Annotated in this window: 21 protein-coding genes; 8 read left to right on the forward strand and 13 right to left on the reverse strand. The window is 38.5% G+C overall.

Annotated features, from left to right (window positions below; genetic code table 11):
• Positions 1-86: 86 nt before the first annotated feature.
• Positions 87-494 carry a DUF4332 domain-containing protein gene (locus tag NU887_RS16750; protein ID WP_258424531.1) on the reverse strand — a complete coding sequence of 136 codons (408 nt, stop codon included), beginning with the start codon at positions 492-494 and terminating at the stop codon, positions 87-89.
• Between the two features lie 367 nt (positions 495-861).
• On the opposite strand from NU887_RS16750, the gene NU887_RS16755 reads away from it, so the two are divergent.
• The gene (locus tag NU887_RS16755) at positions 862-1,551 is read left to right on the forward strand and encodes a molecular chaperone DnaJ (protein WP_258424532.1); all 690 of its coding nucleotides are present in this window, start codon (positions 862-864) and stop codon (positions 1,549-1,551) included.
• Positions 1,552-1,689: 138 nt separating this feature from the next.
• Here NU887_RS16755 and NU887_RS16760 read toward each other — a convergent pair whose 3' ends face one another.
• Together NU887_RS16760 and NU887_RS16765 are read right to left on the reverse strand one after the other, a co-directional pair.
• Positions 1,690-2,292 carry a tetratricopeptide repeat protein gene (locus NU887_RS16760; protein WP_258424534.1) on the reverse strand — a complete coding sequence of 201 codons (603 nt, stop codon included), beginning with the start codon at positions 2,290-2,292 and terminating at the stop codon, positions 1,690-1,692.
• A 17-nt stretch (positions 2,293-2,309) separates the two neighbouring features.
• Positions 2,310-3,128, reverse strand: a complete 819-nt coding sequence (locus NU887_RS16765) for a 2,3,4,5-tetrahydropyridine-2,6-dicarboxylate N-succinyltransferase (RefSeq protein WP_258424535.1) — start codon at positions 3,126-3,128, stop codon at positions 2,310-2,312.
• A 36-nt stretch (positions 3,129-3,164) separates the two neighbouring features.
• On the opposite strand from NU887_RS16765, the gene NU887_RS16770 reads away from it, so the two are divergent.
• The 4 genes from NU887_RS16770 to mnmE all read left to right on the forward strand — a co-directional run bounded on the left by NU887_RS16770 (position 3,165) and on the right by mnmE (position 7,534).
• Positions 3,165-4,289, forward strand: a complete 1,125-nt coding sequence (locus NU887_RS16770; protein ID WP_258424536.1) for a glycosyltransferase — start codon at positions 3,165-3,167, stop codon at positions 4,287-4,289.
• 434 nt (positions 4,290-4,723) lie between these two features.
• Complete coding sequence (locus NU887_RS16775; protein WP_258424537.1) at positions 4,724-5,386, forward strand: metal-dependent transcriptional regulator; 663 nt, start codon at positions 4,724-4,726, stop codon at positions 5,384-5,386.
• 313 nt (positions 5,387-5,699) lie between these two features.
• A complete protein-coding gene (locus NU887_RS16780) occupies positions 5,700-6,149 on the forward strand; it encodes a thioredoxin family protein (protein WP_258424538.1) in 450 nt (149 codons plus the stop codon).
• A 2-nt stretch (positions 6,150-6,151) separates the two neighbouring features.
• Positions 6,152-7,534, forward strand: a complete 1,383-nt coding sequence (gene mnmE, locus NU887_RS16785; RefSeq protein ID WP_258424539.1) for a tRNA uridine-5-carboxymethylaminomethyl(34) synthesis GTPase MnmE — start codon at positions 6,152-6,154, stop codon at positions 7,532-7,534.
• Between the two features lie 83 nt (positions 7,535-7,617).
• Here the strand turns inward: mnmE and NU887_RS16790 are convergent, their stop codons facing one another.
• Complete coding sequence (locus NU887_RS16790) at positions 7,618-8,781, reverse strand: ATP-grasp domain-containing protein (RefSeq protein ID WP_258424540.1); 1,164 nt, start codon at positions 8,779-8,781, stop codon at positions 7,618-7,620.
• A gap of 508 nt (positions 8,782-9,289) precedes the next feature.
• On the opposite strand from NU887_RS16790, the gene NU887_RS16795 reads away from it, so the two are divergent.
• Complete coding sequence (locus NU887_RS16795) at positions 9,290-12,052, forward strand: outer membrane beta-barrel protein (protein ID WP_258424541.1); 2,763 nt, start codon at positions 9,290-9,292, stop codon at positions 12,050-12,052.
• A gap of 28 nt (positions 12,053-12,080) precedes the next feature.
• Here the strand turns inward: NU887_RS16795 and NU887_RS16800 are convergent, their stop codons facing one another.
• The 7 genes from NU887_RS16800 to NU887_RS16830 all read right to left on the reverse strand — a co-directional run bounded on the left by NU887_RS16800 (position 12,081) and on the right by NU887_RS16830 (position 20,804).
• The gene (locus NU887_RS16800; RefSeq protein WP_258424542.1) at positions 12,081-13,325 is read right to left on the reverse strand and encodes an FG-GAP repeat domain-containing protein; all 1,245 of its coding nucleotides are present in this window, start codon (positions 13,323-13,325) and stop codon (positions 12,081-12,083) included.
• Positions 13,326-13,331: 6 nt separating this feature from the next.
• A complete protein-coding gene (locus NU887_RS16805) occupies positions 13,332-16,400 on the reverse strand; it encodes a PVC-type heme-binding CxxCH protein (RefSeq protein ID WP_258424543.1) in 3,069 nt (1,022 codons plus the stop codon).
• A 268-nt stretch (positions 16,401-16,668) separates the two neighbouring features.
• A complete protein-coding gene (locus tag NU887_RS16810; protein WP_258424544.1) occupies positions 16,669-17,697 on the reverse strand; it encodes a hypothetical protein in 1,029 nt (342 codons plus the stop codon).
• The gene (locus NU887_RS16815; protein ID WP_258424545.1) at positions 17,663-18,211 is read right to left on the reverse strand and encodes a P-loop nucleotide/nucleoside kinase family protein; all 549 of its coding nucleotides are present in this window, start codon (positions 18,209-18,211) and stop codon (positions 17,663-17,665) included. The genes NU887_RS16810 and NU887_RS16815 overlap by 35 nt, the downstream gene beginning before the upstream one ends.
• Before the next feature lie 74 nt (positions 18,212-18,285).
• On the reverse strand, positions 18,286-19,278 hold the full coding sequence (locus NU887_RS16820) for an MlaD family protein (protein WP_258424546.1): 993 nt from the start codon (positions 19,276-19,278) through the stop codon (positions 18,286-18,288).
• A 2-nt stretch (positions 19,279-19,280) separates the two neighbouring features.
• Positions 19,281-20,024, reverse strand: coding sequence for an ABC transporter ATP-binding protein (locus NU887_RS16825; protein ID WP_258424547.1), 744 nt, complete (start codon positions 20,022-20,024; stop codon positions 19,281-19,283).
• The gene (locus NU887_RS16830; protein WP_258424548.1) at positions 20,025-20,804 is read right to left on the reverse strand and encodes an MlaE family ABC transporter permease; all 780 of its coding nucleotides are present in this window, start codon (positions 20,802-20,804) and stop codon (positions 20,025-20,027) included.
• Between the two features lie 377 nt (positions 20,805-21,181).
• Between NU887_RS16830 and NU887_RS16835 the strand changes: the two genes are divergently transcribed.
• On the forward strand, positions 21,182-21,847 hold the full coding sequence (locus NU887_RS16835) for an ROK family protein (protein ID WP_258424549.1): 666 nt from the start codon (positions 21,182-21,184) through the stop codon (positions 21,845-21,847).
• Between the two features lie 2 nt (positions 21,848-21,849).
• Here NU887_RS16835 and NU887_RS16840 read toward each other — a convergent pair whose 3' ends face one another.
• Together NU887_RS16840 and NU887_RS16845 are read right to left on the reverse strand one after the other, a co-directional pair.
• Positions 21,850-23,940, reverse strand: coding sequence for a site-specific recombinase (locus NU887_RS16840; protein WP_258424550.1), 2,091 nt, complete (start codon positions 23,938-23,940; stop codon positions 21,850-21,852).
• A gap of 144 nt (positions 23,941-24,084) precedes the next feature.
• Positions 24,085-25,044 (reverse strand): sugar phosphate isomerase/epimerase family protein, encoded by a 960-nt coding sequence (locus tag NU887_RS16845; RefSeq protein ID WP_258424551.1) that lies wholly within the window; start codon positions 25,042-25,044, stop codon positions 24,085-24,087.
• Between the two features lie 194 nt (positions 25,045-25,238).
• On the opposite strand from NU887_RS16845, the gene NU887_RS16850 reads away from it, so the two are divergent.
• Positions 25,239-26,102, forward strand: coding sequence for an alpha/beta hydrolase (locus NU887_RS16850; RefSeq protein WP_258424552.1), 864 nt, complete (start codon positions 25,239-25,241; stop codon positions 26,100-26,102).
• Positions 26,103-26,377 lie beyond the last annotated feature (275 nt).

The raw sequence follows: 26,377 nt of genomic DNA on the forward strand, positions 1-26,377 counted from the left end.
AATGAATTGGGTTGAATATTTCAGCTAAAATAAAAAAACCTGAATACAAATAGCTGTATCCAGGTTTTTATTGGAATGAATTGATATCAATGGGTAACCATTGGCTCAAGATGTTTGGCTTGACCGATAAAATCCTCAATTTGGGAAAGTGCTGGAACAACCCTTGTCAGGTTTTTTTCAGCATTGGTTTCAGTCAAAGCTTTGTGAAGGTTTTCAGCATTTCGGGTTCTAAGTTCTTTGACTGTATCTACCCCCGCAGCTTTAAGCAATTCTGCGAACTGACTTGCTATTCCATTTATTCTGAACAAGTCAGCCATATTGACCCAGTCCAGAATTACCCCTTCTCCAATTCCGCTTGCATCAGCAATTTCTTTGCGTCCTTTTTTGGAAGCTCCTTTTTCCAAAAGGCCTTCAACGGTGGTAATTCCTGCTGCTGCAAGTTTTTCTTTGTTTGCGGGACCGATTCCTTCGATCGAAGTGATGGTTTTTGCCATAAAATTTAAATTTTTAAGTGAAAGGAATAATTAAATAAGCCAAATGGATTAATATAAATGAACGTCATTAATTCATCCCTACAAACGATTTTTTGCCATCTTTCCAAGGATCCTAATAGCTAGTATTCCGATATAAGGCGACTCTATTTGGGTGATAAATTCAAAGTTCTTAAACAATTTTTCTCAAGATTTTGATTTTTTTTAAAAATTCAAACAGATTTTTACCATTGTTTTGTTGATTAAAGGTATTTACTTTGTCTGTAGTAAAAAAAGTAAGATTCCCAATTAGCCAATGGTTTTCCCCCAGCCTGTATTGAATCCAAATCCTCTTTTCAAATTTATAATTACTGGAATATTTGTCATCTTCATGACCAATTCAGTTTTTTCCCAGGTTAAACCTAATCTTGGGGGATCTACTAAGTTGATGAACAGTGCCTTGGCAGAAATGGAAAGAAAGGATTACGAGAAAGCCAATGCTTACTTTAGGCAAATCATCGAAAGCAACCTTTCAATTCCTCCCGAAATGTCTTACTTTTTTGCTGAGACTCTTTTTGAACTTGGCCAATATGATAATAGTCTCAATTTTTTGAATAAATACCTTGAGATCAACGGATTCAAGGGAGATAATTATGAAGCTGCCAAAGATTTGGAAGTTAAGTTAAAATCCAATATGGCAAGTATTTACAATTGTAAGTTATGTGACAACCGCGGCTATCGTTACTTAAATTGTCCTACATGTGAAGGTGAAAAACAGATAGAACAAGCCTGTATGTACTGTAGAGCAAGGGGTGTCGTAGGGTGTATAAAATGTCGGGGCTCGGGTTTGGTCACCAAAAAAAATGTATTCAATATCATAGAATACTATGAATGTGAAAAATGCTCGGGAGAAGGAAAACATACCTGCCCAAAATGTATGGGAAGTTTGAAGGAATTGAGCGATTGCAGGACTTGTAGGGGTCAAGGCAGGTTATTATCAGAAGAAATCTGTGACCATAAGCCTATCAATCAACCGAGGTATTTCAATGGATTTGAAAAATTAAAGGAAATGAGCCATTGAGGGGTGGTTATTTGGTTAAGTGTTAATTGTTTATTTGATTAATGGTAAAGGGTTATTTTACTATTGGGTAATGGGTATAAATAGAAAAAACCTGATGGAACCTCAGGTTTTTTTGATAAAGTGTATCAAAAAGATTTTTTACTTACAATATTTTTCTAGGGCCATTTGAGCTTCTTTGAAATCCAACTTAAGCGCCGCTTTGATGTCTTCACAACCTGATTTTTTCTTATCCGTTGCGATTTTCAGCATTCCTCGATAGTAATACGCCTGCCCAAAATTCTTGTCCATTTGGATGGCTGCACTGTATTCCTTCATAGCTTCACCTGTATTGCCGATTTGATGCAATGCCCTGCCTTTTAGAAAGTAAGCCATAGCTGGAGCGCCAGGAACCTGCACGGCATAATCAGCATAAAGAAGTGCCGAATTATGGTTTTTTTGTTTTTGATAAATATTGGAAAGGCTCATCATGACTTGGGTATTTTTGCTGTCAATGGCAAAAGCAGCAAGAAAATCCTTTTCTGCCTTTTTGAATTCCCCCAGTTCCTCATAGGCCCTACCTCTGTTATAAAGGCCTTTAAAGTATTTGGGATTATTTTTCAAAACCCTGTCATATTCAGCCACAGCTTCTTCATATTGCTTTTGGCTAAATAAAGCATCTCCCTTATTGGAAATATTTTCCGAACAGGATGACATCAACATCATGCCAATAAGGGAGGCAAAAACCCAATTCTTTACTTTCATTTTGGTAATGATAATCTTTAAACGGCTACATTATTTTCTCTCAATGCATCGTTAAGGGACGTTTTTAGGTCGGTGGAAGGTTTTCTTTGGCCAATGATCAAGGCACATGGAACCTGAAATTCGCCTGCAGGAAATTTCTTTGTCAAGGATCCCGGAATCACCACAGATCTTTCAGGAACAAAACCTTTATATTCTTTTGGCTCAGAACCTGTAACATCAATGATCTTGGAACTCGCAGTAAGCGTTACGCCTGCTCCTATTACAGCCTCTTTTCCAATCCTTACTCCCTCTACGATGATTGCTCTTGAGCCGATAAAAGCTCCATCCTCTACAATGACAGGTGAAGCCTGAACGGGCTCTAAAACCCCTCCTATTCCGACACCGCCACTGAGGTGGACATTTTTACCTATTTGGGCACAAGAACCAACAGTCGCCCATGTATCAACCATCGTGCCACTATCTACATATGCCCCAATATTTACGTAAGATGGCATCATTATTACGCCACTTGCCAAAAATGCACCATACCTAGCCACGGCATGTGGAACCACCCGGACACCCTGCTTGGCATAATTGGTTTTCAAGGCCATTTTATCATGGAATTCAAAAGGCCCAACCTCAATAGTATGCATTTTTTGGATCGGGAAATAAAGAATAACCGCCTTCTTGACCCAATCATTGACTTTCCAAGAACCGTCCTCTAAAGGCTCTGCAACTCGAATTCCGCCGCTATCCAATTCACTAATGACTGTTTTGATTGCTATTTCAACCTCTTTTTCTTTAAGTAATTCCCTGTTTTCCCAGGCTTTTTCGATAATTGACTTTAATAATTCCATATTTTTGATTTCTGTCTTTCTAATTTTTACCCGATTATGTCGCAAACCCAAATTGTGATTGCCTCTGTGCTTAAACCGCTAAAAGACCCGAGGCTATATTACAGGTTTGCCATTTCGATGCGTGAAACAAATAAATACCTTATTAACATCATAGGATTTTCGATAAAAAAAGAAACCGATGAAAAAAACATCAGATTTCATTCTATTTTTTCCAAAAACAGAAATGACTTCTCAAGGGCAGTGCTTGGTCTGAGGTTAATAAAAATCTTAATTCAGGTAAAGCCAAAATTAGTCATTATTACCACTTTCGAGTTATTGCCTGCAGCATTATTGGGGAAATTGTTTTTCAGGTATAATTTGGTCTATGACATACGCGAAAATTATGTCCTAAATCTTGAACAAAACAAAACACTCAGAGGCTTGAATAAAAGCCTTTCCAAATTACTCGTAAGATTTATTGAATGCTGTTCAAATCCTTTTATCGAGCACTATTTTTTTGCAGAGAAAGTGTACCAAAAGGAATTTCCAAGGATTAAAAACTACACTGTTCTTCAAAACAAATATTTTGGCCAGATACAGGATGTCAAACCAGTAAAATTGAATGAAAAGAGGAAACTAAGGTTTCTAATATCCGGTACCTTGACAGAAGTATATGGAATCATAGAAGGCATCAAATGGTTCCAAACCATTTTGAGACATTTTCCACAGGCTTCTTTGACAATATTAGGCCATATCACTATGATAGATTATGGCGAAAAACTTCGAAGAATCTGCCTTGACCAAAAGTCAATCCATCTCCAAATCTCCGAAAATCCCCTGCCCTATTCTGATATCTTAAAGGGGTATCAGGAAACAGATATTGTCCTTCTTCCATACCATCAGATCCCTAGCATAAGCCCTAAAATTCCAAGCAAATTATATGAAAGCATTGCTTTGGGTAAGCCCTGCCTCTTTCAAAAAAATACCTTGTGGCATTCAATCTGTTCTGAATATCCTGCCGGAATTGGGATTGATTTCACTGACACAAACCATGCCCAAGAAAAACTTGAAGGTTTTTTGGATACTGAATTTTTTGTAAAAAAACCCGGAGAAGAAATATTGTGGAAAAGTGATGAAACTCTTTTTTTGCCAATAATCGAACAGTTGGCCTATAGAGATTGAACTTTTGAGTTGGATTGCTTTGTCCTGATTCTTAGGTTTTAACCAATTTTTATTATCAAAAGAGGGTTAATTTAACCTATATGTTCCTAATTCTTTTTTACGAATCAGGATTCTCTTCCCTACCTCAAGCATAAAAAAATCTCTTAAAACCAAAAAAGTTATCCACGTTTTGGCCTTCTTGGAAACCCTTTTTGAGAATATGGAAACTCTGTAATCCTGAACAAATCCATAATAAAATAGAAATAAAATTGAAATTATATTATTGTATAACAGCAATTTAAGATTATATTTTTGCTTATCTAATATTATTTTTAGACTTATCTAAATCGCTAATCACGATCCATATTGAGTTATCCACACCTGATTTAGCCTGTATGAAAATATTTTTAAGGCCAATCTAAATTTCTATCTTTACACCTAAACCAACTAGAACTATGATTACCCTTACCTCTGCTGAAGAAAATTATTTGAAAGCCATCTACCACCTGTCCGATGGTGGAAAAAAAGGAGTGTCAACCAATGATGTATCCGCGGAAATGAAAACCAAGCCTGCCTCGGTTAGTGACATGCTTCGGAAGTTAGGCGAAAAAGAAGTAATTGAATACCGCAAATACTACGGTCTCCACATTACTGAAGAAGGTAAAAAAATGGCCCTTCAAACAATCAGAAAGCACCGCATATGGGAAGTATTTTTGGTTCAGAAATTAAAATTCTCTTGGGATGAAGTTCATGAGGTAGCGGATGCTTTGTCCCATGTCAAATCAAAAAGTCTGATTCAAAGATTAGATGAGTATCTGGGTTATCCCAAGTTCGATCCACATGGAGATCCTATCCCAGATGAATTTGGGGATGTAAGGGTAAGGCCACGTCTCCCACTGAATGAAATTGAATTAGGTTCAACAGGTCAGATAGTAGCAGTCAAAGACAGCAGTCCTGCGTTCTTGAGGTATTTGGACAAAGTGGGTGCCTACATTGGTGCAAGGATCAAAGTCATAGACAAAACGGAATTTGACGGTTCAGTAGAAATATTGGTAGACAACAAAAAATCAATTTTCATGTCAAAAGACGTGGCGGGTAATATTCTGGTTATGGTGTAAAGAAGGGTTGAATGTTGTAGTTGTTGTAATGGTTGTAGTGGTTGTAGTTGTTGTCATTGTTATCTGCTTCGCGTTTTCGGTGTTGTCGGGTTGGGGAAGTTTAAGGTTAAAGGTTAAATGGTTATTTGGTTATTTGGTTAACTGTTTCTGTCGCAATCCTGAATTATTAATTCATCATTCTTAATTCTGAATTTCCCAAAATCTTGGGACTTGTGTCTCATGTCTCATGTCTTGTGTCTTGATACTTTAATCAAAGAAATTGAACTTCAAACCAAAGCAAGTCGTTAAATTTGAACAAAATAAGATTAACCATATGAAAAAGTTATTTGGCGCTTTGCTGATCACCCTATTCAGCTTCCAAATCGCAATGGCACAGGACAAAATCACTTGGCTGACATTTGAGGAGGCTGCTGCCAAAACTGCTGAAGAACCCAAAATGATCTTTGTGGATGTATACACCGATTGGTGCGGATGGTGCAAGAAAATGGATAAGGACACTTTTACCGACCCCGAAGTCATTGGATTTATCAACAATAACTTCTATGCTGTCAAAATGAATGCTGAAGACGTCAAGAGGAAATTCAGTTTCAAAGGCAAAGAATATACCGAAGCCACCATGGCAAGAGCGATGAGGGTAAGTTCATATCCAAATTTTGTAATCATGGATGCCGCCATGGAAAACATCGCCCAATTCCCAGGTTATAGAGAACCTGTTCCCTTCCTTACAGGTATGGAAGACCTTCTAAACAAATTCGGAAAGTAAGTATGTCATTTTCCCTTCACGAAAAAGAAGATACCATCGTGGCATTGGCCACCCCTCAGGGAGTTGGTGCCATTGCGGTCATCCGACTTTCGGGAAAGGATGCAATCAAAATCACAAACAGGATTTTTAAAGGGAAAGACCTTGAAAAGCAGGCCTCCCATACCATACATTTTGGAACTATCCGCGATGGAGACAAAATCATAGATGAAGTCTTGGCTTCCGTTTTTGTCGCACCGAAATCCTTTACCAAAGAAAACGTGGTGGAAATATCCACGCACGGGTCTTCCTATATTGTCAATCAGGTCATCAAGCTTTTGGTTCGCCATGGTGCCCGACCGGCCAAACCGGGAGAATTTACCCAAAGGGCTTTTCTCCATGGGCAGTTTGACCTGGCACAGGCTGAGGCAGTAGCTGACTTGATCCATTCAGATTCTGAGACCTCCCACCAAGCAGCCATGAATCAAATGCGCGGTGGCTTCAGCAGCGAGATTCAAAAACTCCGAAATGAGCTGATCCATTTTGCTTCGATGATAGAGCTTGAACTTGATTTTGGGGAGGAAGACGTGGAGTTTGCAAACAGGAATGACCTGAAGGTCCTGGTGGAAAAATTGCTTCGCGCCGTTGAACTGCTGATATCAAGTTTTGACTTGGGCAATGTGATCAAAAATGGTGTTCCCACGGTCATCGCCGGCAAACCCAATGCTGGGAAGTCCACATTGCTCAATGCCTTGCTCAATGAGGAAAAAGCAATTGTGTCAGAAATTGCTGGCACCACCCGGGATTTTATCGAAGATGAAATCAATATCGGCGGGGTAATTTTCCGCTTTATAGATACCGCTGGACTGCGGGAAACAACGGATATCATCGAAGCAATCGGAGTCAGCCGGACTCAGGAGAAGATGAAAACAGCATCTCTTATTCTGTACCTTTTTGACCTGACAGATACGGATATGGTCGAAATCAATCGGGATATCAATAGGTTAGAAAATCAGGGAGTTCCTTTTATCAAAGTTGCCAACAAAATCGATAAGGCGTCACCGGATTTTGTAAGGGAACTGAAGGCAAAGTATCCAGATACCATTTTTATTTCCGCAGGGCAAAAGGATAATCTTGAAGTGTTGAAAAGCCGCATTTTGGAGTTGGTCAATCTGGATAAATTCCGGACGGGAAACACCATCGTGACCAATATCCGTCATTATGATTCTTTGGTCAAAACAAGACATTCGTTATTGGATGTGTTGGAAGGTTTGGACAGACAGATTACCAATGATTTTTTGGCGATGGATATCCGCAGGTCTTTACATTACCTAGGAGAAATCACGGGAGAGATTACCACCGATGACCTTTTGGCCAATATCTTTTCGAAGTTTTGTATCGGGAAATGACCAGATTATTCTAATTGCTTACTTTTCAATAAAAAAAACCGGAAGTTTATTTTTAAAGGATCAAAAAGTCACTTATTAAAAAATCAAACCTCCTTCCTACCAAATAGCTTGTTAATTTTTACCAAGATTTGTTTTTTCGTTTTCATCACATATTCATAAGCCAATGGACCCGGATCTTTGATTTTATATCTTATCGGAGTACTATTCCAGATAAATCCTAAATCATAAATCGAAATTTTATTTTTTCTACAATATTCCTTAAGTCCATACAATACCACATATCCCATTCTTTTGTAATCTTGCGGTTCAATTTTTTCTCCGATAGAAAGGTAAATTAAGAGCTTAGGAAAATTTATCCCGGCCAAAAGTGATGCTGTAATAGAACTCCAAAATCTCGGATTTATCTCTAAAATATGGAAAACATCATTTTTTGGATCAAAAATCAGGTCAATATTCGCTACACCGTTCCAATTTAAGGACTTCATCAGTTTTTTTACTGCTTGAAACAAGTCTTCATTATAAACAAAATCCAATCCTATTTGAGCTGAGTAAGGCTTTGAGCCCCAAAGGTTTCCTTTTTGAATGGTATATGCCAAGATTTCACCGTTAAGACATAATACGTTGCAACCGTAATCCTGACCTTGAATATACTCTTGAAGGATATAGGGTTCATTAAGTCCAATAGTTTCAAAATGATCCTTCAATGATTTATGGTCTTCAAATTTAACTATTCCCCTTCCGCTTCCTGACTTAAGTGGCTTAGATAATACGGGGAATTTTAACATCAAATTAGTCTCTTCATTGATGATATCTGAGGTTAAAGGAGCAGTTTTTGGCCCTGACAAACCAATATTGTCAAGATGGACTGCCAATAAAGCCTTATTGCTAGCCACATTAAAATCATGTAATGAAGGTAAAGGGACTAGTTTGGATGAATTATGCAAAAGTAGAGGTTTATTTTCAAGAAGGATTTTAATACCCGTCTCGAAAATGGGCATAATCAGGTCAACACCATATTTTTCTGTTACAGTATTTATAATTTTTATCCAATCTCTTTTATCATTTTGCTTAGGAAAAAACAGGAATCTATGGACATACCTTGAATATCTTAATGGAAAGTCTTTCTTTGTTGACATTACAATAAGTCTAAAATTTCTGATTTCTGACAAACTATGGAGAATATAGGGAAATGCAAATGTCTCTCCATCAGGAATCAAAACATAAAAGGGTTTTGTTGTTTTTTTCATTAAAGAATAAGATTAATCATTTTTCCATCTTTTCTTTAGCCAATTGGGTGAAAGCCTCGTTTAGACGGTATTCATTAAAATATTTTTAGGCAATTAGAAAGAATAATTTTTATTAAAACCAATTTAAAATAACAACCTAAAAAAACAAAGTTAACACAGATTGTTTGAATTGTTACAAATTGTCTGCTTAGATAACGAACAACACATTAGTTTGTTTCATCTAAAAAGAATAAAGAAAAATCATTGAACAAAACTAAGTAATCCCAACCACATCCTTACGGAGTTTAAATGATTGAATTATAAACATCATTTCATTTCAAATAATGGCGATCCAGAAAATAAACTGATATCCTAAATAAGTCAGACGGCAGTTCTTCGAGAAAATATACCACTCAGCAAATTAAACCTTCATCGGCGAACAAGAGCCCTTTAAGTTTGCTTTTAGGTTTGGCGTAGTTCCAATGAACCTATCCATTTGAATTATAAAAAGTTACCATAAAATATTTCAATGAAGTACATATTTTCAATTTTCATTTTTGGTTTTTTTACCATTCAAAGTTTTTCTCAATCGTTCTATATTAAAGGTGTCGTCATTGTTGAAGGCAAACAGGAGGCTTTGCCTTTTGTCAATGTACTATTATTGACCGTAAGTGATTCTTCCCAGGTAACCGGAACGGTTTCTGATATAGATGGAAATTTCACGTTTTCAGGAGTAAGGCAAGGAGATTACATCCTTAAAGTTCAGTATTTGGGATTTAGAGACTTTTTTCAGACTTTAGAACTGACCTCAAACCTCGATCTCGGAAATATTTCGGTAAGTGAAGTTGCGACAGATCTCAATGAGGTAATTATCGAAGCAAGGCGTTCTACCGGAACCCAAAAAGGTGACACAACCCTATTTAATGCGGATGCCTTCAAAACGATGAAGGATGCAAGTGCGCAGACTTTAATAGAAAAACTTCCGGGAGTGAGTTCTGAGGATGGAATATTACAGGCCCAAGGAGAGGCAATTGCCCAGATCCTGGTAGATGGTAAACCATTTTTTGGTACAGATGTGAAGACTGCACTTCAGAATCTTCCCGCAGAAGTAATCCAAAGCATCGAGGTTTTTGACCAAAAGAGTGAAAAATCACAGTTAAGTGGTTTTGATGATGGCGAAAGGCTCAAAACCATTAACATCATTACCAAAGCCAGCAGAAGGAAAGGCCAATTTGGAAAAACAACTGCAGGTTATGGGACTTATGACCGCTATTTGGTAGGTGCAAGTATCAATGCTTTTGACGAAGAAAGAAGAATCACTTTTACAGGATTGACCAATAATGTCAATATCCTAGATTATACAAGCGATCCAAATGCCCAAGACAATAACAACCCTCAACAAGGTGTCATCACTACCAACATTTTGGGATTGAATTACACAGATTTGTGGATGGACAAAATCAAAGTGACAGGAAGTTATGTGTTTACCAAAAGGAAAAATGTTGGCGTAGTGGACAGATTCAGGGATTTTGTCACAACTGATGATTCTGACAAATTTTATAGGGAAAACAGTACTGATGTAAGAATCAACAACCAACATCAGGCAAACCTTAGATTGGATTATAACATTAATGACAAAAACAGAATCCTTTATATCCCAAGGTTTTCGGCGCGGTATGAAACCGAAAACTCAGGTTTCATAGGAGAAACTGATAATGGTTTTGACCTGATCAATTCGGTTAAAAACCTCAAAACCGGAAAGTATCAAGACTTTGATTTATTCAACCGACTACTATACAGCCACAAATTTGACAAACCTGGTAGGACCATTACCTTTAGGACCAATTTTGCAAAAGGTTGGAATGAAGATTCATCTGATAGAAAAGCAGAAAATACTTTTTATGAGGAAAGCGGAAACAGGGAGGAAATCATCGACCAAAGAACAACAAGAGAAAGGACTGGAGACTTTTGGCAAAGTCGTGTTTCATATACAGAACCTTTGGGTCAAAGAGGACAAATGGAATTGGAATATCAAATCGGAAACAGGTTAAATGATTCAGATAAACTTACATTCAATGTAGAAAACGGGGATTTTGAATCAGGGAATCTTTCTCTAGACACAGCTTTGAGCAATACCTTTCAAAGCAAATACCTCACCCAGGAATTGGAATTCGGATATCAATTTCTCTCCGAGAAATTAAAAGTCCAAACCGAATTGGAGTATCAGGATGCACGGCTCAAAAACGATCAGTTCTTTCCAAATCCTGATATTCTGAACAAAACTTTTCAAAATTTCACCCCGACAGTGAGAATGGAATACAAATTCTCAACGAATACCAATCTGCAGTTTGATTACGATACGTATACCAATGAACCCCAAATATCCCAGCTTCAGGCTGTGATTGACAATACCAATCCGCTTCAGCTGCGGACAGGAAATCCCGATTTGGATCAATCCTACACCAACCAAATCAGGTTTAGGTTCCGAAGCAACAATCCCGACACAGATAAAAACTGGAACATTTTTGCCCAATCAAGGTTTGTCGACAATTTTATTTCCAATAGCACTTTGATCGCAAGTGAACCTACAGAAATTCAGGACGGCATCATTTTGGAAACAGGTTCGCAGTTGAATAAACCGGTAAATTTGGATGGATTTAAAGATTTCAGGTCTTGGTTCAGTTATGGGATGCCTTTGGGATTTATCAAATCCAACTTCAATATCAATGCAGGATTGGGATTTACCCAAAGGCCGGGTCAGGTCAATGATCAAATAGGATTCAACAATTCCAGCCGCTTGAGTACAGGGTTTTCGCTTAGCAGCAACATCAGTGATCAGGTAGATTTCAATATCTGGTCCAGGTCGTCTTTCAACGAAGTAAATAACAGCCTCAATTCCAGCCTCAACAGCAAATTTTTCCAACAGAGATTTAGGGTGAATTTTAACTGGATCATTTGGGAAGGGATTATCTACCGACTCGATCTCAACCATCAGATCAATTCGGGATTATCCCAAGGATTTGATACCAATTTTTCGCTAGTCAATATGAGCGTAGGTAAAAAAATATTCAACAACCAACGTGGCGAAATCAGCCTGATGGTTTATGACTTATTTGGTGAAAACGCCAACGTAAGGAGGAATATAACCGAAACGTTCGTTGAAGATATTCAATCAAATGTGTTGCAGACGTATGTAATGCTGAGTTTCACTTACAATCTCAGAAGGTTCAGCAAAGGAATGGATGAAAGTGATTATGCTGAAAGATATCAGAATGATGAGAGTTCCAATTGATAGAATATTCAGTAATTCGAATGTGGCATCAATCTCTTTTTTGAACAAATACAAAAACGCCTTTTTTATTGGAAATGATGATGTCAGGTAATCCGTCTTTATTTATGTCTTCAGAAAGCACATGTACCCCAACTCCCGAGTCTTCATCTATTTTGTGTGGAATCCATGTTGGTTTGGCACCCGGAACAAATTCATACCAATAAAGAAAAGGAGTATCAAACTCTCCCGGATCTGATCCCATATGCGCAAAATACCGCTTGCCGGTAACAAAATCCGGCAGTCCATTGGAATTGATATCCACAAAAGCAACTCCATGGGTCTGGGTATAGGTATCATCGATGAGGTTTGTTTTCCAGGTAGGATTCCCGCTAGAATCCTTTCCCTTCTTATGCCACCAAATCCCCAATTCATGTGCAGATGAAGACAACACATCATTGAAACCATCACCGTTGAAGTCGTAAGCATACATCTGGGCTGCGGGTTCACCAAGATTCGCAGGGTGGAATTTCCAATTTGGAGTCCGGGGATCCTGTGGTGCTTCCCACCAACCATCACGGATGATTACATCTTTTCTGCCATCTCCATTGATATCCCCAAAACCTAGTCCATGTGAATAAGGCTCAGAACCTCGTTTTTCATTTTGGCTGATGGTATATTCTTTCCATTCAATTCTTCCGTTGTAATTTAATGGTTTAAGCCAAACCATCTGACCCGTGGCGGAATTTCCTCCCAATATCTCCAACTCCCCATCGCCGTCGATATCATAAAATCCTGCAGATTCGTTTCCCAAAGTGGGATGGATAACATGCCTTTTCCAATGACCTCTTTCATTTTTTGGGTTTTCAAACCAGAATACTTCTTTTCCCGGAAATCCGATCCGGACAAAATCCACCCATCCGTCTTTGTTGACATCCATGCCATGGCAGATAAAGGCATTGCTGTATCCTTTGTCATATTCAAATTTTTGAGGTTGTGTGATTTCATGCTTTTTCCAATCCGGTGCTTCAAACCAATAGGCCCCTGCCATCACATCCATCCTTCCATCATGATTAACATCCCCCACTCCCACGCCTTCTGCTAAAAACTCGGAAGTCAAAACCTGCCTTTGGAATGAAATTTTATCTCCTTTTATGGTTTGATTTTGGGAAAAACCACTTTGAATTATGGTCAAAACCATAGAACCCAATATGATTGATATCCTATAATTTTTGTTCAATAAGCACATTTTGAATGTTTTATAAACGGTATGAATGGAATTATTGAAAATTTTCATGGTTTCTTATTTTGTGTTCAATAGGTACACAAGCAATGCGTTGAATTCTTCTTTAGAAATTGCTGTATTAAAATTGTCAGGCATCAAGGTATATTTGGAAGGTATCATTTCTTTGATTTCAGGTTTCGAAACTGAAAATTCTTTCCCTGTTTGGTCTGCCAAAACGATTGTCTGTCCTTCCTCTCTTCTATATAGTCCCGAGACAGTTTGACCATTGTTCAGGGAAATATTGTAGGTTCTGAAATTCTCCGTAATGTTTCTGTTGGGGTCAAGGATTTTGGTGGCCAAGGCTGTTTGTCCCCAATTTCCGACACCGTCCAATTGCGGTCCTATCAGGCCTCCTTTCTTGTCAATCTGATGGCAACTGCTGCAGTTTTGCTCAAAAATAACAGCACCGTCAGCCAATGATTTGTTATCGGGTGTGAATTCAGCTAGTCTTTCCTCAATCAATTTTTGCCTCTCTTCTGAGATAGGAACCAGATTAGCGGTAAGTGCTTCGAATTCCTTTCGCTGTAGGGGGCTGATATTGGCTAACATATTTTCCTCCACAGCCCTTTGTTTCAACATTCTAGCAGGAGCATATCCTTTTTTGATATAAGTCATCAATTGCGTTTTTCCCTCTCCACTTTTTGCCAATTCCATACTGATGGTTTCTTGTAGTTCTGTAGGCGCATTTCTCAATCCTTCCCCAAGCAATTCTCTTGATTTTGGGTTTTCCCAAAGTCCCAAAGCTGATGCAAGTTTTCTTCGCATACTTATTTCTTCACGGCTATCACTCATAGTCTGAGCTATAAGGATTGAGTTTGACTTGGGGTCAATCATCATCAAAGCCCTTGCGGCAGAAGATCTGATGTCTTCATCTGAATTTGCTTTGGTCAGTAATTCTTTCAGTTCTGAATTAAGAGTTGAAACCTTATTTTTTCCTGCAGTTTCTGTAGCGAATAGAATTTTCTCTTTTTCAAGGTCCGTATATTTTAGCTTGGAAGGAATTGATTTCAAGGTACTTTCAGCCAAATTAACATGCCAAAGTTTGTATGAAGTCGGAACAGTCATAGCCCTTTGGTTCATACCTTGTTCCGTAGCTTTTGCAAGCAAATGGGCTACATCCGGTTCGGCTTCAGATTTTTGCTTTACCCATTGAAGCAGGTTTTCAATTTTGGTAGGTGAGATGGTTTTAGCGATGGTTTCGGTAAATCCTATACTGTTCCTATCTGATTCTTGAAATTTATTTAAATGTGCCAAAAGAAAATCACCTGCTTCCGAAACATTCAGGTCAGAAATGACCAATGCAACTACTTTAGCTTGCTTTTCATCCCAATTTTCCTTCACAGCCATTTGTAGGATTTCTTTTTCCTGAAAGTGATTGGAAATTGCCATCAGCATGGTATATGCCAAATGCGTATCGTATTCAGGGATATTTGAATGAAGTTCAATAAGCTTCTTATACGCCATTTCGTTGGGATGCAAACTCAAAAATTCTGCCGCTGCCCTCTGGACGTGTGGATCTGAATCTGTCAGGTCAGAGATGGCCGTAGCAAATTGCTCTTCCCTATGTTGACTATAATTCGAAAGGATTTTGTAGGCATGCAGTCTGACTTTCCTATCTGGGTATTCAAGGGAGTTTTGGAGGACATTATCCGGCAATGCATCTAGTCTATACAAGGCCCACAACCCTTGAATCAATTGTTCAGGACTTGTTTTTTTGTTTTCAACCATTTTGGCCAAAGCAGGTATAGCATCCATTCCGAACCTGTCCACCAATTCATCGGTCGCCACCATTCGGATTTGGAGGATTCTGTTTCCCATTGCTTGAATCAGTTCCTCCTGACTAGCTTTTGACCAATCGGTTACTTTTCTGCTATTTCCCTTGTAGGTTATTTTCCAGATCCTGCCACTCACCCTATCCCGCCCGGGATGGTCGAGTGGAACTTCATAATGACCAATGATTCTGTTGTAAAAATCAGCGATGTACATCGCCCCATCAGGGCCTATTTTGATGTCTACAGGCCGAAACCAAGGATCTTTGCTGACTAAAAAATCGGATTGGGCTATTGCTTTTGGAGTGCTGCCGTTAAATTCTATTGTATTCCGGCTGATCCTGCAGGTTACCACATCACCCGAATAGAAACTGTTTCGGTATTCTTCAGGAAACTGGTCATCTGTGTAGTAAACCAAACCCGATAGCGCTGTGGACTTCAGGCCATAATCCATCATTGTCGGTGCAAAACCCATGTTGGGCTCTTTCTTGCCCCATTGCGTATAATTACCCCCCCAGATCAATTGGTAAATCGGCAATGTATGGCAGTCGGCAGAATAGTGATAACCCATTTCATCATAGTCAGATCCAAATGGATTGATCCGGCCATCGGTGGTTTTTTCTACCCTGCTGCCGTCGGATTTAAAGCGGAAAGTATTCCCCGATACCATTTTGATGGCATGTCCATCTTTTCCTGCAACGGTAGAAATATTTGAGAAACCATGGGAAGCATGAATCCAACCGTCAAATCCGCGAAAGAGGTTATTGACCATCCCGTGGGTATCCTTGTGCTCAAAAGGACCTAGCAAAACTTCCCTACTCTCCGATCTCCCATCCCCATCTTCGTCCAAAAATTTATACACATTGGGAATGGAATAGGCAATTGCGCCGTTTTTGATCGGAACGATTCCGATGGGAATATTCAGGTCATTGGCGAAGTCCTGGATTTTGTCAGCTTTGCCATCACTGTCTGTATCTTCTAAAATAGTAATCCTGTCTCTTCCTTCGCCCTGACCTGCGGCGATGGGATATTCGGAGGATTGGGTGACCCAAAGTCTTCCTTTCTCATCAAAAGCCATATTGATAGGTTTGGTAATATCAGGTTCGGATGCAAAAAGTGTCACCTCAAATCCCTCAGGAAGGACAAAATCCAAACGTTCCTCTTCGGGAGTTTGGAACTCAGCTGTCCGAACATGTTCGGCATAGATATCGGCATCTGCTTGAGGCGATTCGGCTTGCTCCTGTGATTGTTGCCTGCAACTTTGTAACAAAATAAAAAATAGCGCTAGGAAAAGGATGGATTTATGGAAATGCTTCATCGAACAGGTCAAATTGGGTTGGCGGATCAAATCCTATTAAACTTAATTTTAATCCGTCAAAGAAGCAATTATTGAAAAGGATTGTTGATAGATGGCATTTGAACGAATGTGGAATGTGGAATGGGATAAAGCCACATTCCTATTTAAATTGTTATCCCAAATTGGATTCCCATTTGAATAGCCTCCTGCTTTAGCTGGAGGCCAAAATGAATGCAATTTGAAAATTGGCTTTAGCCAAAATTTCTTTCATTCCGGATTTCCTTAGAATTCAAATTTTGCTAAGTGTTTCAAGAAGATTTCTGCGATACTCCATGGCAAGGTCCAGGTACTTTTTTCCTTTTGCCAATTCTTGGGTTCTTTTCTCCTGATTTTGCTCGGACAAGCTATTCAGAAGGAATACTTTGGCCCTCACATTTGCCCGGAGAGATTTGTAATACAGGAAAATGGTTAGGTCTTCTTCTTTAGGACAACATTTTAAAATTTTACTGTATGACTCAAAAAATAAATCTGAAAGGTCTTTCCTGCCATAAAATTCCAAATCCATACAAAAAAAGGCAATCTCATACAGAACATCAATCTGCCTGAATTCATCTCGGAATTCAATACAGTCAAAAATGATGGGGTTTTGATATAAAAAAATATTGCCGCTGTGAAGGTCCCCATGCACATCCCTGATGAATCCTTCCCAACTCCGCTCCAATAACCTTTTGCCATGTGTTTCCAAGAAACGGTCACTCCAAGAAATTAGCTTGGGAATTATTTCCAAATAATCCCGCCCAAATTCTTTATAAACCACCTCCTGAACAGAATTCAAATCATTAAATATTCCCATTGCCTGTTCTTGGTTATGGTCTTTGGTAATGATTTCTGCTTTTTTATGAAACTCCGCAACCTGATTAGCCAAAAGAGAAATACTGGACGGACTGACTTTGTTCTGCTTGAGTAGCACGTCCATTCTTTTTTGGCTTTGCATCCGTTTCATGCATACCGCATAATCTTTTATTTCCCCTTGCCCTTCGCCGATGGACCAATTGTCACTAAGCAAAAAAATGGGCTGAACTGAGAGATAAATCGGTGAAAAACGCCTGTTGAGTACCAATTCCTTTTCGCAGTACTTTTTCCTTAACTCAAGAGTGGAATAATCCAAAAATGACAATTTGATGCTTTTTTTGATTTTAAAAGCATGGCTTCTGCTTAGAATTACCCATGAGATATTGGTTTCTTCCAAAGCTCCATGGATAGGCCTCTCTTCAAAAGTTCCTTTATCCATCAATTCCTTGACTTCTTGCCTTTCCATGTCTTGACTTTATGAATTTTACTGCTTTTTTCAAACTTTCTTCGAGATTTGTATCGGTAGATTCTATAATTAGATGATCCTCAAGAATGGGTTCAAATTCTGATTTTATCTTCTGATACACTTCCAGATCAGCCTCACTGTCTTCTCTGGGTTTAGAAAGTCTTTTTGCAATTAATTCCTCCGAAGCCGTTACATGGATTATAAAAAGTTGCCATGATAAAGTATTTGCCAAAAAATGAAACAAATCACGGACTTGTTGAAGGTAAAAAGTACCATCCAATACCAGACTATTACCTGATTTATGAATCTTCTTTGCCCTATTGAACATTTCTTCATAAACAGATAATTTGTTGCCTAATTGATAATTGCCCATCAAACCCAATTCCTTTCGGAGTTCATCACTTCCTAGATATTCCGCACCAATCTGCTTGGCCAAATTTTTTGCAAAATAGCTTTTACCCGAACCCGGAAGGCCCATTACAATTACCAATAATGATTTTGAAACCTTTCCCATAAATACCCGACAAGATTATAGTTCCCTAACTTTTTCAAAGTCCCAGCATATGAAATTTGAATTCCATTATCAAATCAGTCTTTCTTCTGATTTTTCTCTTCCTTTCTCAGTTCCTTTTCCTGCTTTTTATAATATTTCCTGAAAAGAAAATTCCCTTTCAGCGCTTCCATGTTTTGGTTAAAATTGTAGGTACTCTGTTCAATGTTCTCCATACTTTTCATAAGGATTTCCCTCATCAAGCTGTCTTTGATAATCAAGCCTGCGGTTCCTTCACCGGATTCGATATTATTTACGATTTTCCTGATTTCTTCCATCATCGTGGCGGCCTCAGAACTTGTTTTTAGGATATTCTCTATGGATTCACTTAGATTTTCTGCCATTACAGAGTCTTTAAAAGCCTTTTGAACAATCCCTTTTCCCTGCTCAAATTCCTCCACAAGTTCCTTTCCCTCCTTGGCAAGTGCCGCAGCGTTGGATCCCGCTTTCTTAAATTCCAGGATTGTATTTTTGATTTCCTGAGGAAGATGTTCATCTGAAAGCAATGACCAAAGGCTTTCGCTTTTATTCAATTTATCTGAAACCTCTGAAAGGTTTCGAAGGGTTATTTCAAGATAATCACCTGTTATGCTTAATTTTTCCAACATTTCATCCGTGTCTAGAGGTTGTTTGGAATACAAGATATCTCCTTCCTCGATGGGATCGGCATTGCCATCCTGAGGCAAAATATGGATGATTTTATTTCCCATCAGACCATCTGTATTGATGGAAGTGATAGCATTTTTCCTAATGAATGGCTGCATTTTTTTATGGATGTAAAGGGTAATGTGAATGGAAGAGTCATTAGCCATTTCAACTGACTTGACAGTTCCCACATCGATTCCCTGAAAACGGACATTATTTCCAGGCACTAGTCCATTTACATTTTCAACTACAGAAATGATGGTTATGGATGAACCAAAAATATTTTGGTTTTTTCCGATCATGTAAAGCGTATATACAAGGAAAAGCAGACCGGCGAGTACCATCAGTCCCAATTTCGAATTTTCAATTTTCTTCTTCTCTTTCATAGTCAGTCGAAAAACTCCCTAATTTTGGGATCTTTGGATAAACGAAGATTTTCATAAGTATCATCAGCATATCTTCTTCCTTCGATCAACATGATCACCCGGTTGGAAGTGATGCGGATGCAGTTCATATCATGGGAAATAATGACAGAGGTGGCATTGTACTTTTTTTGCATGCTGACCATGAGTTCGCTGATTTCCCTTGCAGTAATCGGGTCCAATCCTGTCGTCGGCTCGTCATAAAGAATGACGCTAGGCTTTAATATTAGTGCACGTGCCAAAGCTATCCGCTTACGCATTCCACCCGAAAGCTCGGAAGGCATCATATTTACCGTATGCAATAGTCCAACATCTTCCAAAGCTTCAAGCACGGCACTCTCCGCATTTTTTTCTCTTTCTTCTTTGGTCCAATGGATCCGTAATGGAAATTCCAGGTTTTCCCGCACTGTCATAGAATCATACAATGCATTGCTTTGAAATAAAAACCCAACTTTAGCTCTCAATTTGTCGAGTTCCTCCTGATCGAGACCATTGATATCTTCATCAAGAACTACGATCTGGCCTGAGTCAGGCTGCATCAGTTTGATGATACATTTGATCAAAACTGATTTTCCGGAACCGGATTTTCCTAAGATGACAAGGTTTTCACCGGGAACCACCTCCATGGAAAAGTCCCTCAGCACATGGTTTTCACCAAATGATTTGTTCACATTCTTTACTTCAATGACCGGTTTTAAAGCCCTTTCCATTTAAGTCAAACCTAATATATCCGTAATCTGAACCGCAATCAAATCGATGATAAACACCAACAAAGAAGCTACAATTACAGCTGTGGTGGCAGACCTCCCCACTCCTTCAGTCCCTTTGGTTGAATTGTAGCCTTTATAGGTGCCGATTATTCCAATGGCAAAACCAAAGAAAAAGGTTTTGATCAGAGAAGGAAGCATGTCGCTAAAATCCAATACGCCAAATACTTGAAACCAATACAAATGCCAACTGACTTGACCTCTGATATTTACCCCCAAGTAGCCGCCATAAAGCGAAATGGCATTTGCCAGACTCGAAAGAACAGGAACCATTAAAGTTGCTGCCATGACTCTGGTCACTACGAGGTATTTGAAAGGGTTGGTCCCGGAGACTTCCATGGCATCTATTTGTTCGGTTACGCGCATTGAACCAAGTTCAGCGCCCATCCCGGATCCTATTTTTCCTGCACAGATCAAAGCTGTAATCACAGGAGCGATTTCTCTGATCAACGAAACAGAGACCATGGACGGGAGATATGATTCTGCTCCAAATTCAACCAAAGTAGGCCTCGATTGTATAGTCAATACAAGACCCATTATAAAGGCTGTCACTCCCACCAATGTCAATGTCTTATATCCTATAGAAAAGCATTGGTTGATAAATTCCCTGTATTCCTGTTTTGGCTTGGATACTTCCCTAAAAAATCTCGCAGTGAAACGGGCAATATCCCCAATCTCATCCAGAAACTGATTCTTTTCGATATTTGGGATTTTAACCTTCATATTGAATGGCTTTTATCAAAGATGGTCATTACAGAAATAAAAAATAGAGGTGATTATCAAATTGATTCATGATGTTTATCATGTTTTATTGAAAAACAAAACATTTTAAAAATTGGAAGCTGGACTTTTTGCAATTAGTTAAGCAAAAATCTATTCATTGTTTTACCTCCAATCCAATCACTATTTTTTGAAAATGAAACCAACTCATTTACCTTAATCGCTAATTTCCTATTTTTTTAAAGTTCAAGTTCCAAACTTATATGCCTTTATTTTAATATTTTAGCTTCAAATTTGTGATTTGTAAGTATTCTAATGTCTATTCCTCATTTGAAAGAGCAAGTCTATTTTTTAACTTGCGGTATATAACCCCTACTAATTTGAAAATACTCGTCATAGATATCGGAGGAACAAACGTCAAGGTAAAGGCAAATAACGATCAGGAAAGAAGGAAAATCCCTTCTGGGAGTTTTATGAATCCTGAAAAAATGGTTTCTGAAGTCTTGGAATTTACCAAAGATTGGGAATATGACTACATCTCCATTGGGTATCCCGGAATTATTAAAAAAGGCAAAATAATGACCGAACCCAAGAATCTTGGCCAAGGTTGGATTGGATTTGACTTTGAGTCAGCGTTTGGAAAACCTGTAAAAATCATGAACGATGCATCGATGCAGGCTTTAGGTTCTTTTCGGGAAGGTGTGTTGTTATTTTTAGGGTTAGGTACAGGATTGGGTTCAGCCCTTGTCGTAGAAGGAAGCGTCGTACCCATGGAACTTGCGCATCAAGAATATAAGAAAGGGACTTTCGAAGATTATGCCGGACTGCGTGGCTTGGAGAGAATGGGTCAAAAGAAATGGCAAAATCATGTTAAAAACATTATTTCAAAATTCTCTGATGCATTTCTTCCTGATGATGTGGTCATCGGTGGGGGCAACTCCAAACTCTTGACCGAACTGCCTCAAGGCTGCAGGTTTGGGAACAACAACCTTGCATTCCAGGGTGGATTTAGAATGTGGGAATATATCCCTGAAAATCAAGGATAGGTTTATTTTTTTATTGGCCTCACTTTCCTTTCTTCAGATTCAGGGTTTTTATTATTTTTTAAAACCTTATCATCTTTCTCCTTATTGGACTTGCTTTCTTCCGGCAACACATTATCATATACCGGCAGGAAAAAGTGATGGGGATTTTTCAAAAACCGAAGTATCAAAATCCCAAAAAGTTTCTTGCTTTGCTTGAATGTTACATTCCTAGATTTGATTGCGACAAAGATCGCCAAAGAAAAACTCACCAGAAAGTTCATTACTCCTATCCCGAAAATTCCTGATACCGTCAATAAAACCTCATTTAGAGTCAATTGGTCTCCGACTGAAGCAAATGCCAAACCGAAATTACCACTTGCAAATGTAATGTGCTGGACGTCAAGAGGCAGACCGAAAATTATTCCCAATGAACCCATAGAACCTAAGAAAACACCAAGAAAGAAATTTCCAGCCAGGCTTCCGAGATTATTATCAAGGTAATCGCTAAGGCTATCTGTCCTTTTTTGACCAAAAATCCTGATCAATCCTTTGTGGTTTTTGATTCTTTTGGGAATTTGATTGTAGACATTTTTATTGTCATAATAACCTGAAATCATTCCTGAAAGAAAAAGAAAAACACCTGTAATTCCTGCATGAAACAAAGCCAGACTATTTATCGGGTTCATTTCTGAGATTAATTTGAAGGCTTTCTCCTGACCGGCAATATGACTGCCCGAGAAATAATGGTAACCATAGGCAATCAGAAATGCCACAGGGAGAGCCATTATTACATTGCCTACAAAAGCGATAAACTGTGACCTGAAAATTTTGACTACAAATTCAGACAAGTTACCAAGCGCTACAGATTTTGGTTTCTCAACTTCATCCAAAGCAGCAGCAAGTTTGGAAGCTGTCATAGCGGGCTGCTTGGTGGCCAGAGTGGAATGAGTCAGGTGGATTCCAATAAACCCAAAAGAGTAATTCATACTGTAAAGAAAAGCTTCCCCAAAAAGAGGTAGCCTCAGGTAATAAATCAGAACTTTGATTACAGAAAGAAATCCAACAATAAAGCCCCCACCCATAGAGGAAACCAACATATTCCACCATTCTTTTGAAGAATTGGCTATATAATGTTCTCCTGTTTTGCCTGCATGCTCTGTAATCTGAAAAGCCAATAGATTGACATTTTGCTCAATATGATCACTCAGACTGTTTTTTCTATTTACAGCCTTTACCAGAATTTTTAGCAATTCAATTTCACCTTGAAAATTTGACTTGTCATCTGATTTTGTAAGCAGCTTCAAGAGAGATTTAAGCCTATCGATATTTTGACTGAGCCGAAGTAGCATATAAGAAAGATGCAAATCGGTTCCAAATTTCTTTTTGTCCTTACGAATCAAGAGCAAGTATTCCTCACATTGAGACAGCATGACCATGAGGTGTTTGAAATCTGCGTTTTGATCAGATTTATCAAAATCTTCAATATTTTGGAATTGGTCTACATATTCAAAAACAGATTTATTTTGAACAATAAAGGGAGAATCAAAATATTCCAATTCCGGGAGTTTGGAGAGGATTTCAGGTTCTAAACCCAAAGCAGATATCCTTTGGGAAAGAACAAGAATGCTGTTGAGGGTCTGGGAAATCAAACGGTCCTTTTCAGATAAATTTTCTATTTCGGTACATCCAAGCAATTCAAAAAAGTCGGCATAATCCTCAGTTGGAATATCATTGATCCAGAGGTAGTCCCATTTTTTATGAAAAACTGAAACAAAAATGGCCATAACGTCCATTTCATCATAAACCTTGGGAAGGAAGTAAGTATTGATTCTCTCAAAAGCTTCCGGAAAAAATCCTTTGCCGGTGAGGATACCGGATTCTGATAAAATCTGGATGTACTGCTTCTGATCAAACAGGGCTTTCAAATATGACCGAAGCTTCACAATAAGCTCCGGGTTTTTTCTTAATTCATCCTTAAAACTGTTAAGATTATCTTTAGCAAGATAAAGCCTACCTTTTGGTGGACGAATCTGATTTATGACAGCCAAAAGTAAATCTGAAGATTTATCCTGATGTTGAGTTTTTATTTGGTCAATAATATCTGAAAAGTCCATTTACATCAAGATATAAAATATAGCATATTCAATATAACCTGAAAATCCACACAGGTGTTCCACCTTTCAGCCCACAAAAGATAACCTTGTTTTGTTTAATAACTTGATTTTCCTTTTTAAGAAAGTAAATTCCCCCCTTAATTTTTAATCTAAACCTACAGTTGCCAAAGCTTTCTTGATGGCATCCATGTTGGCTCTGAGTGCATCCTCATTTTCCATATCATTGAGATTCTGATTGAAAGGTTCAGCCCTTACAGGACCTTCATAACCGATATCAATGATGCCTTGAAGAAAATCCTTCGTATTGATCACCCCTGTGGCCATAGGTAATTCCCGTTTTCCATCCCATTGGGTTTCTCTAGTAAAACCCAACCTTGCATCATTGAGGTCGACCACCACAACGTCTTCAGGCTTAAGCGTCCTGATGTCCTCCAAAGTGTCGTTTGCACAATACCAATGGAAGGTATCCAAAACAAATCCCACATTACTTTCCCCAATTTCATTGATCAATTCCTTTCCTTCTTTCATACTACCGATAAACGGATAGCGGTTTTGGGTCATCATTGTCCTCATTCCAAGGTATTCCAATCCAAATCGGATCCCATGATCTTTCATTACCTTGGCACATTCACCTAGCCGATAAGCATGTTGTTTCATGTTTTCATTGTATGTAAGTTCATGATGTGAAGAAATGATCCAGGTATTCATTCGGGATGCACCCTGCTTTTCCATTGTCTGGCAAAACTTTCTCAATCCTTTGAAATCATCGTTAAATCTGCTGTTGTCACGGCGAAACTCCACAGGAATATTCGTAGAATCATAAGTTATTCCGTATTCCTTCATTTTAGCAAGAATTTCATTAAGCTGACCATCAGTGTAGTTTTCCATAACCTCTTGAGTAAATGGGCTGATAGCTTCATATTGATATTTGATGGCGTAATCCAAGGTTTGGGCAAAATTGGCCTTGACTCCAATAATTCCCGGATTAAGGCCAATTCTGAATTTTCTTAAACCTTCTTGGTGTGCCAATAATGTTGAAAACGGTAAGCTTACAAGGGCTGCTGTAGCCACAGATGTTGATATTAAAAATTCTCTTCTTTTCATTGCAGGGTTTTTTTAAACAAGATAAGCGATTCGTCCAAAGTTCAAAAACAGATATTGACCATAGGATTACTTCAGGAACCGAAAAAAGTGTATTCCTAGGATCAAAAAGTATATCTTAATATTTTGTATTAAAAAAAAGGATAGACTTATTGGTCCGGTCTTGATTTTTGAGAAACAATAAATCCCAAACCGCTATGAAAAAAATCCTGCTTTCTCTGATATTGATGCCTCTCGTCCTTTTCACTTTTGCCCAAGAAAGCAAAGTATTTGACGAACTCATAATTACGAGTAAAATCCTCAACATGGAAAGGAAATATGCTGTCTACCTTCCTGCGGGTTATGAAACTTCTCAGCGATCCTATCCTGTACTATATCTGCTTCATGGTGGAGGAGATGATCAGACGGGTTGGGTACAGTTTGGAGAAGTGCAGCATATAGCTGACAAAGCTATTCAAGAAGGAAAAGCTACTGCGATGATTATCATTATGCCGGATGCCAATACCGGAAAAAGAGGGTATTTCAATGATGTAAACAACGAATGGAGATATGAAGATTTCTTTTTTGAAGAATTGATGCCTTTCGTGGAAAAGAAATACAGGATTAAGACCGAAAAAAGATATCGTGCCATAGCAGGTTTGTCTATGGGAGGCGGTGGCACTTTCTTCTATGCCATGCACCGACCGGATCTTTTCTCTTCGGCATGCCCGTTGAGTGGCTCGTTAAGAAATACCACTTTTGAAGAATTTCAAAAAGGTCTAGAAACCAACAAAGTTGTTGTAAAGAATGAATCCTCCCTCCGACCCTACTATGACAGGCATAATGCTCTTCAGCAAATCTCCCTCAGTGATGTTGAAAAAATGAAATCCGTCAAATGGTATTTTGACTGTGGCGACGATGACTTCCTTTACGAAGGAAATAGCCTTGTACATATCGCCTTGAAGAAGAAAGAAATACCCCATGAATTTAGGATTAGGGACGGCGGCCATACCTGGACTTATTGGAGAACCTCCCTTCCTGAGGTTTTGGGTTTTGTTTCAGACACCTTTCATCAGAAATAATAAATTGAGCTTAAAGATCGATCCATCATGAGATTAACTGTTCGAAAAGTGTACAGTTTCAATACATGTTAAAATTTAAAAATGGTCTGATTTATCAGAAAGGCAACAAATATTGATTGGTATAATGATTGCAATTGCAACTTTAAACACTATAACTATGATCAGTTTCCTTCTTTGGTGCATCCTTTTTATTCTATGTTGGCCGATTGCAATCATCGCCTTAATCTTCTACCCCCTTATTTGGTTACTATTATTACCATTCAGGTTGTTGGGAT

The sequence above is a fragment of the Aquiflexum gelatinilyticum genome, from assembly GCF_024741135.1.
Classification (GTDB): domain Bacteria; phylum Bacteroidota; class Bacteroidia; order Cytophagales; family Cyclobacteriaceae; genus Cognataquiflexum; species Cognataquiflexum gelatinilyticum.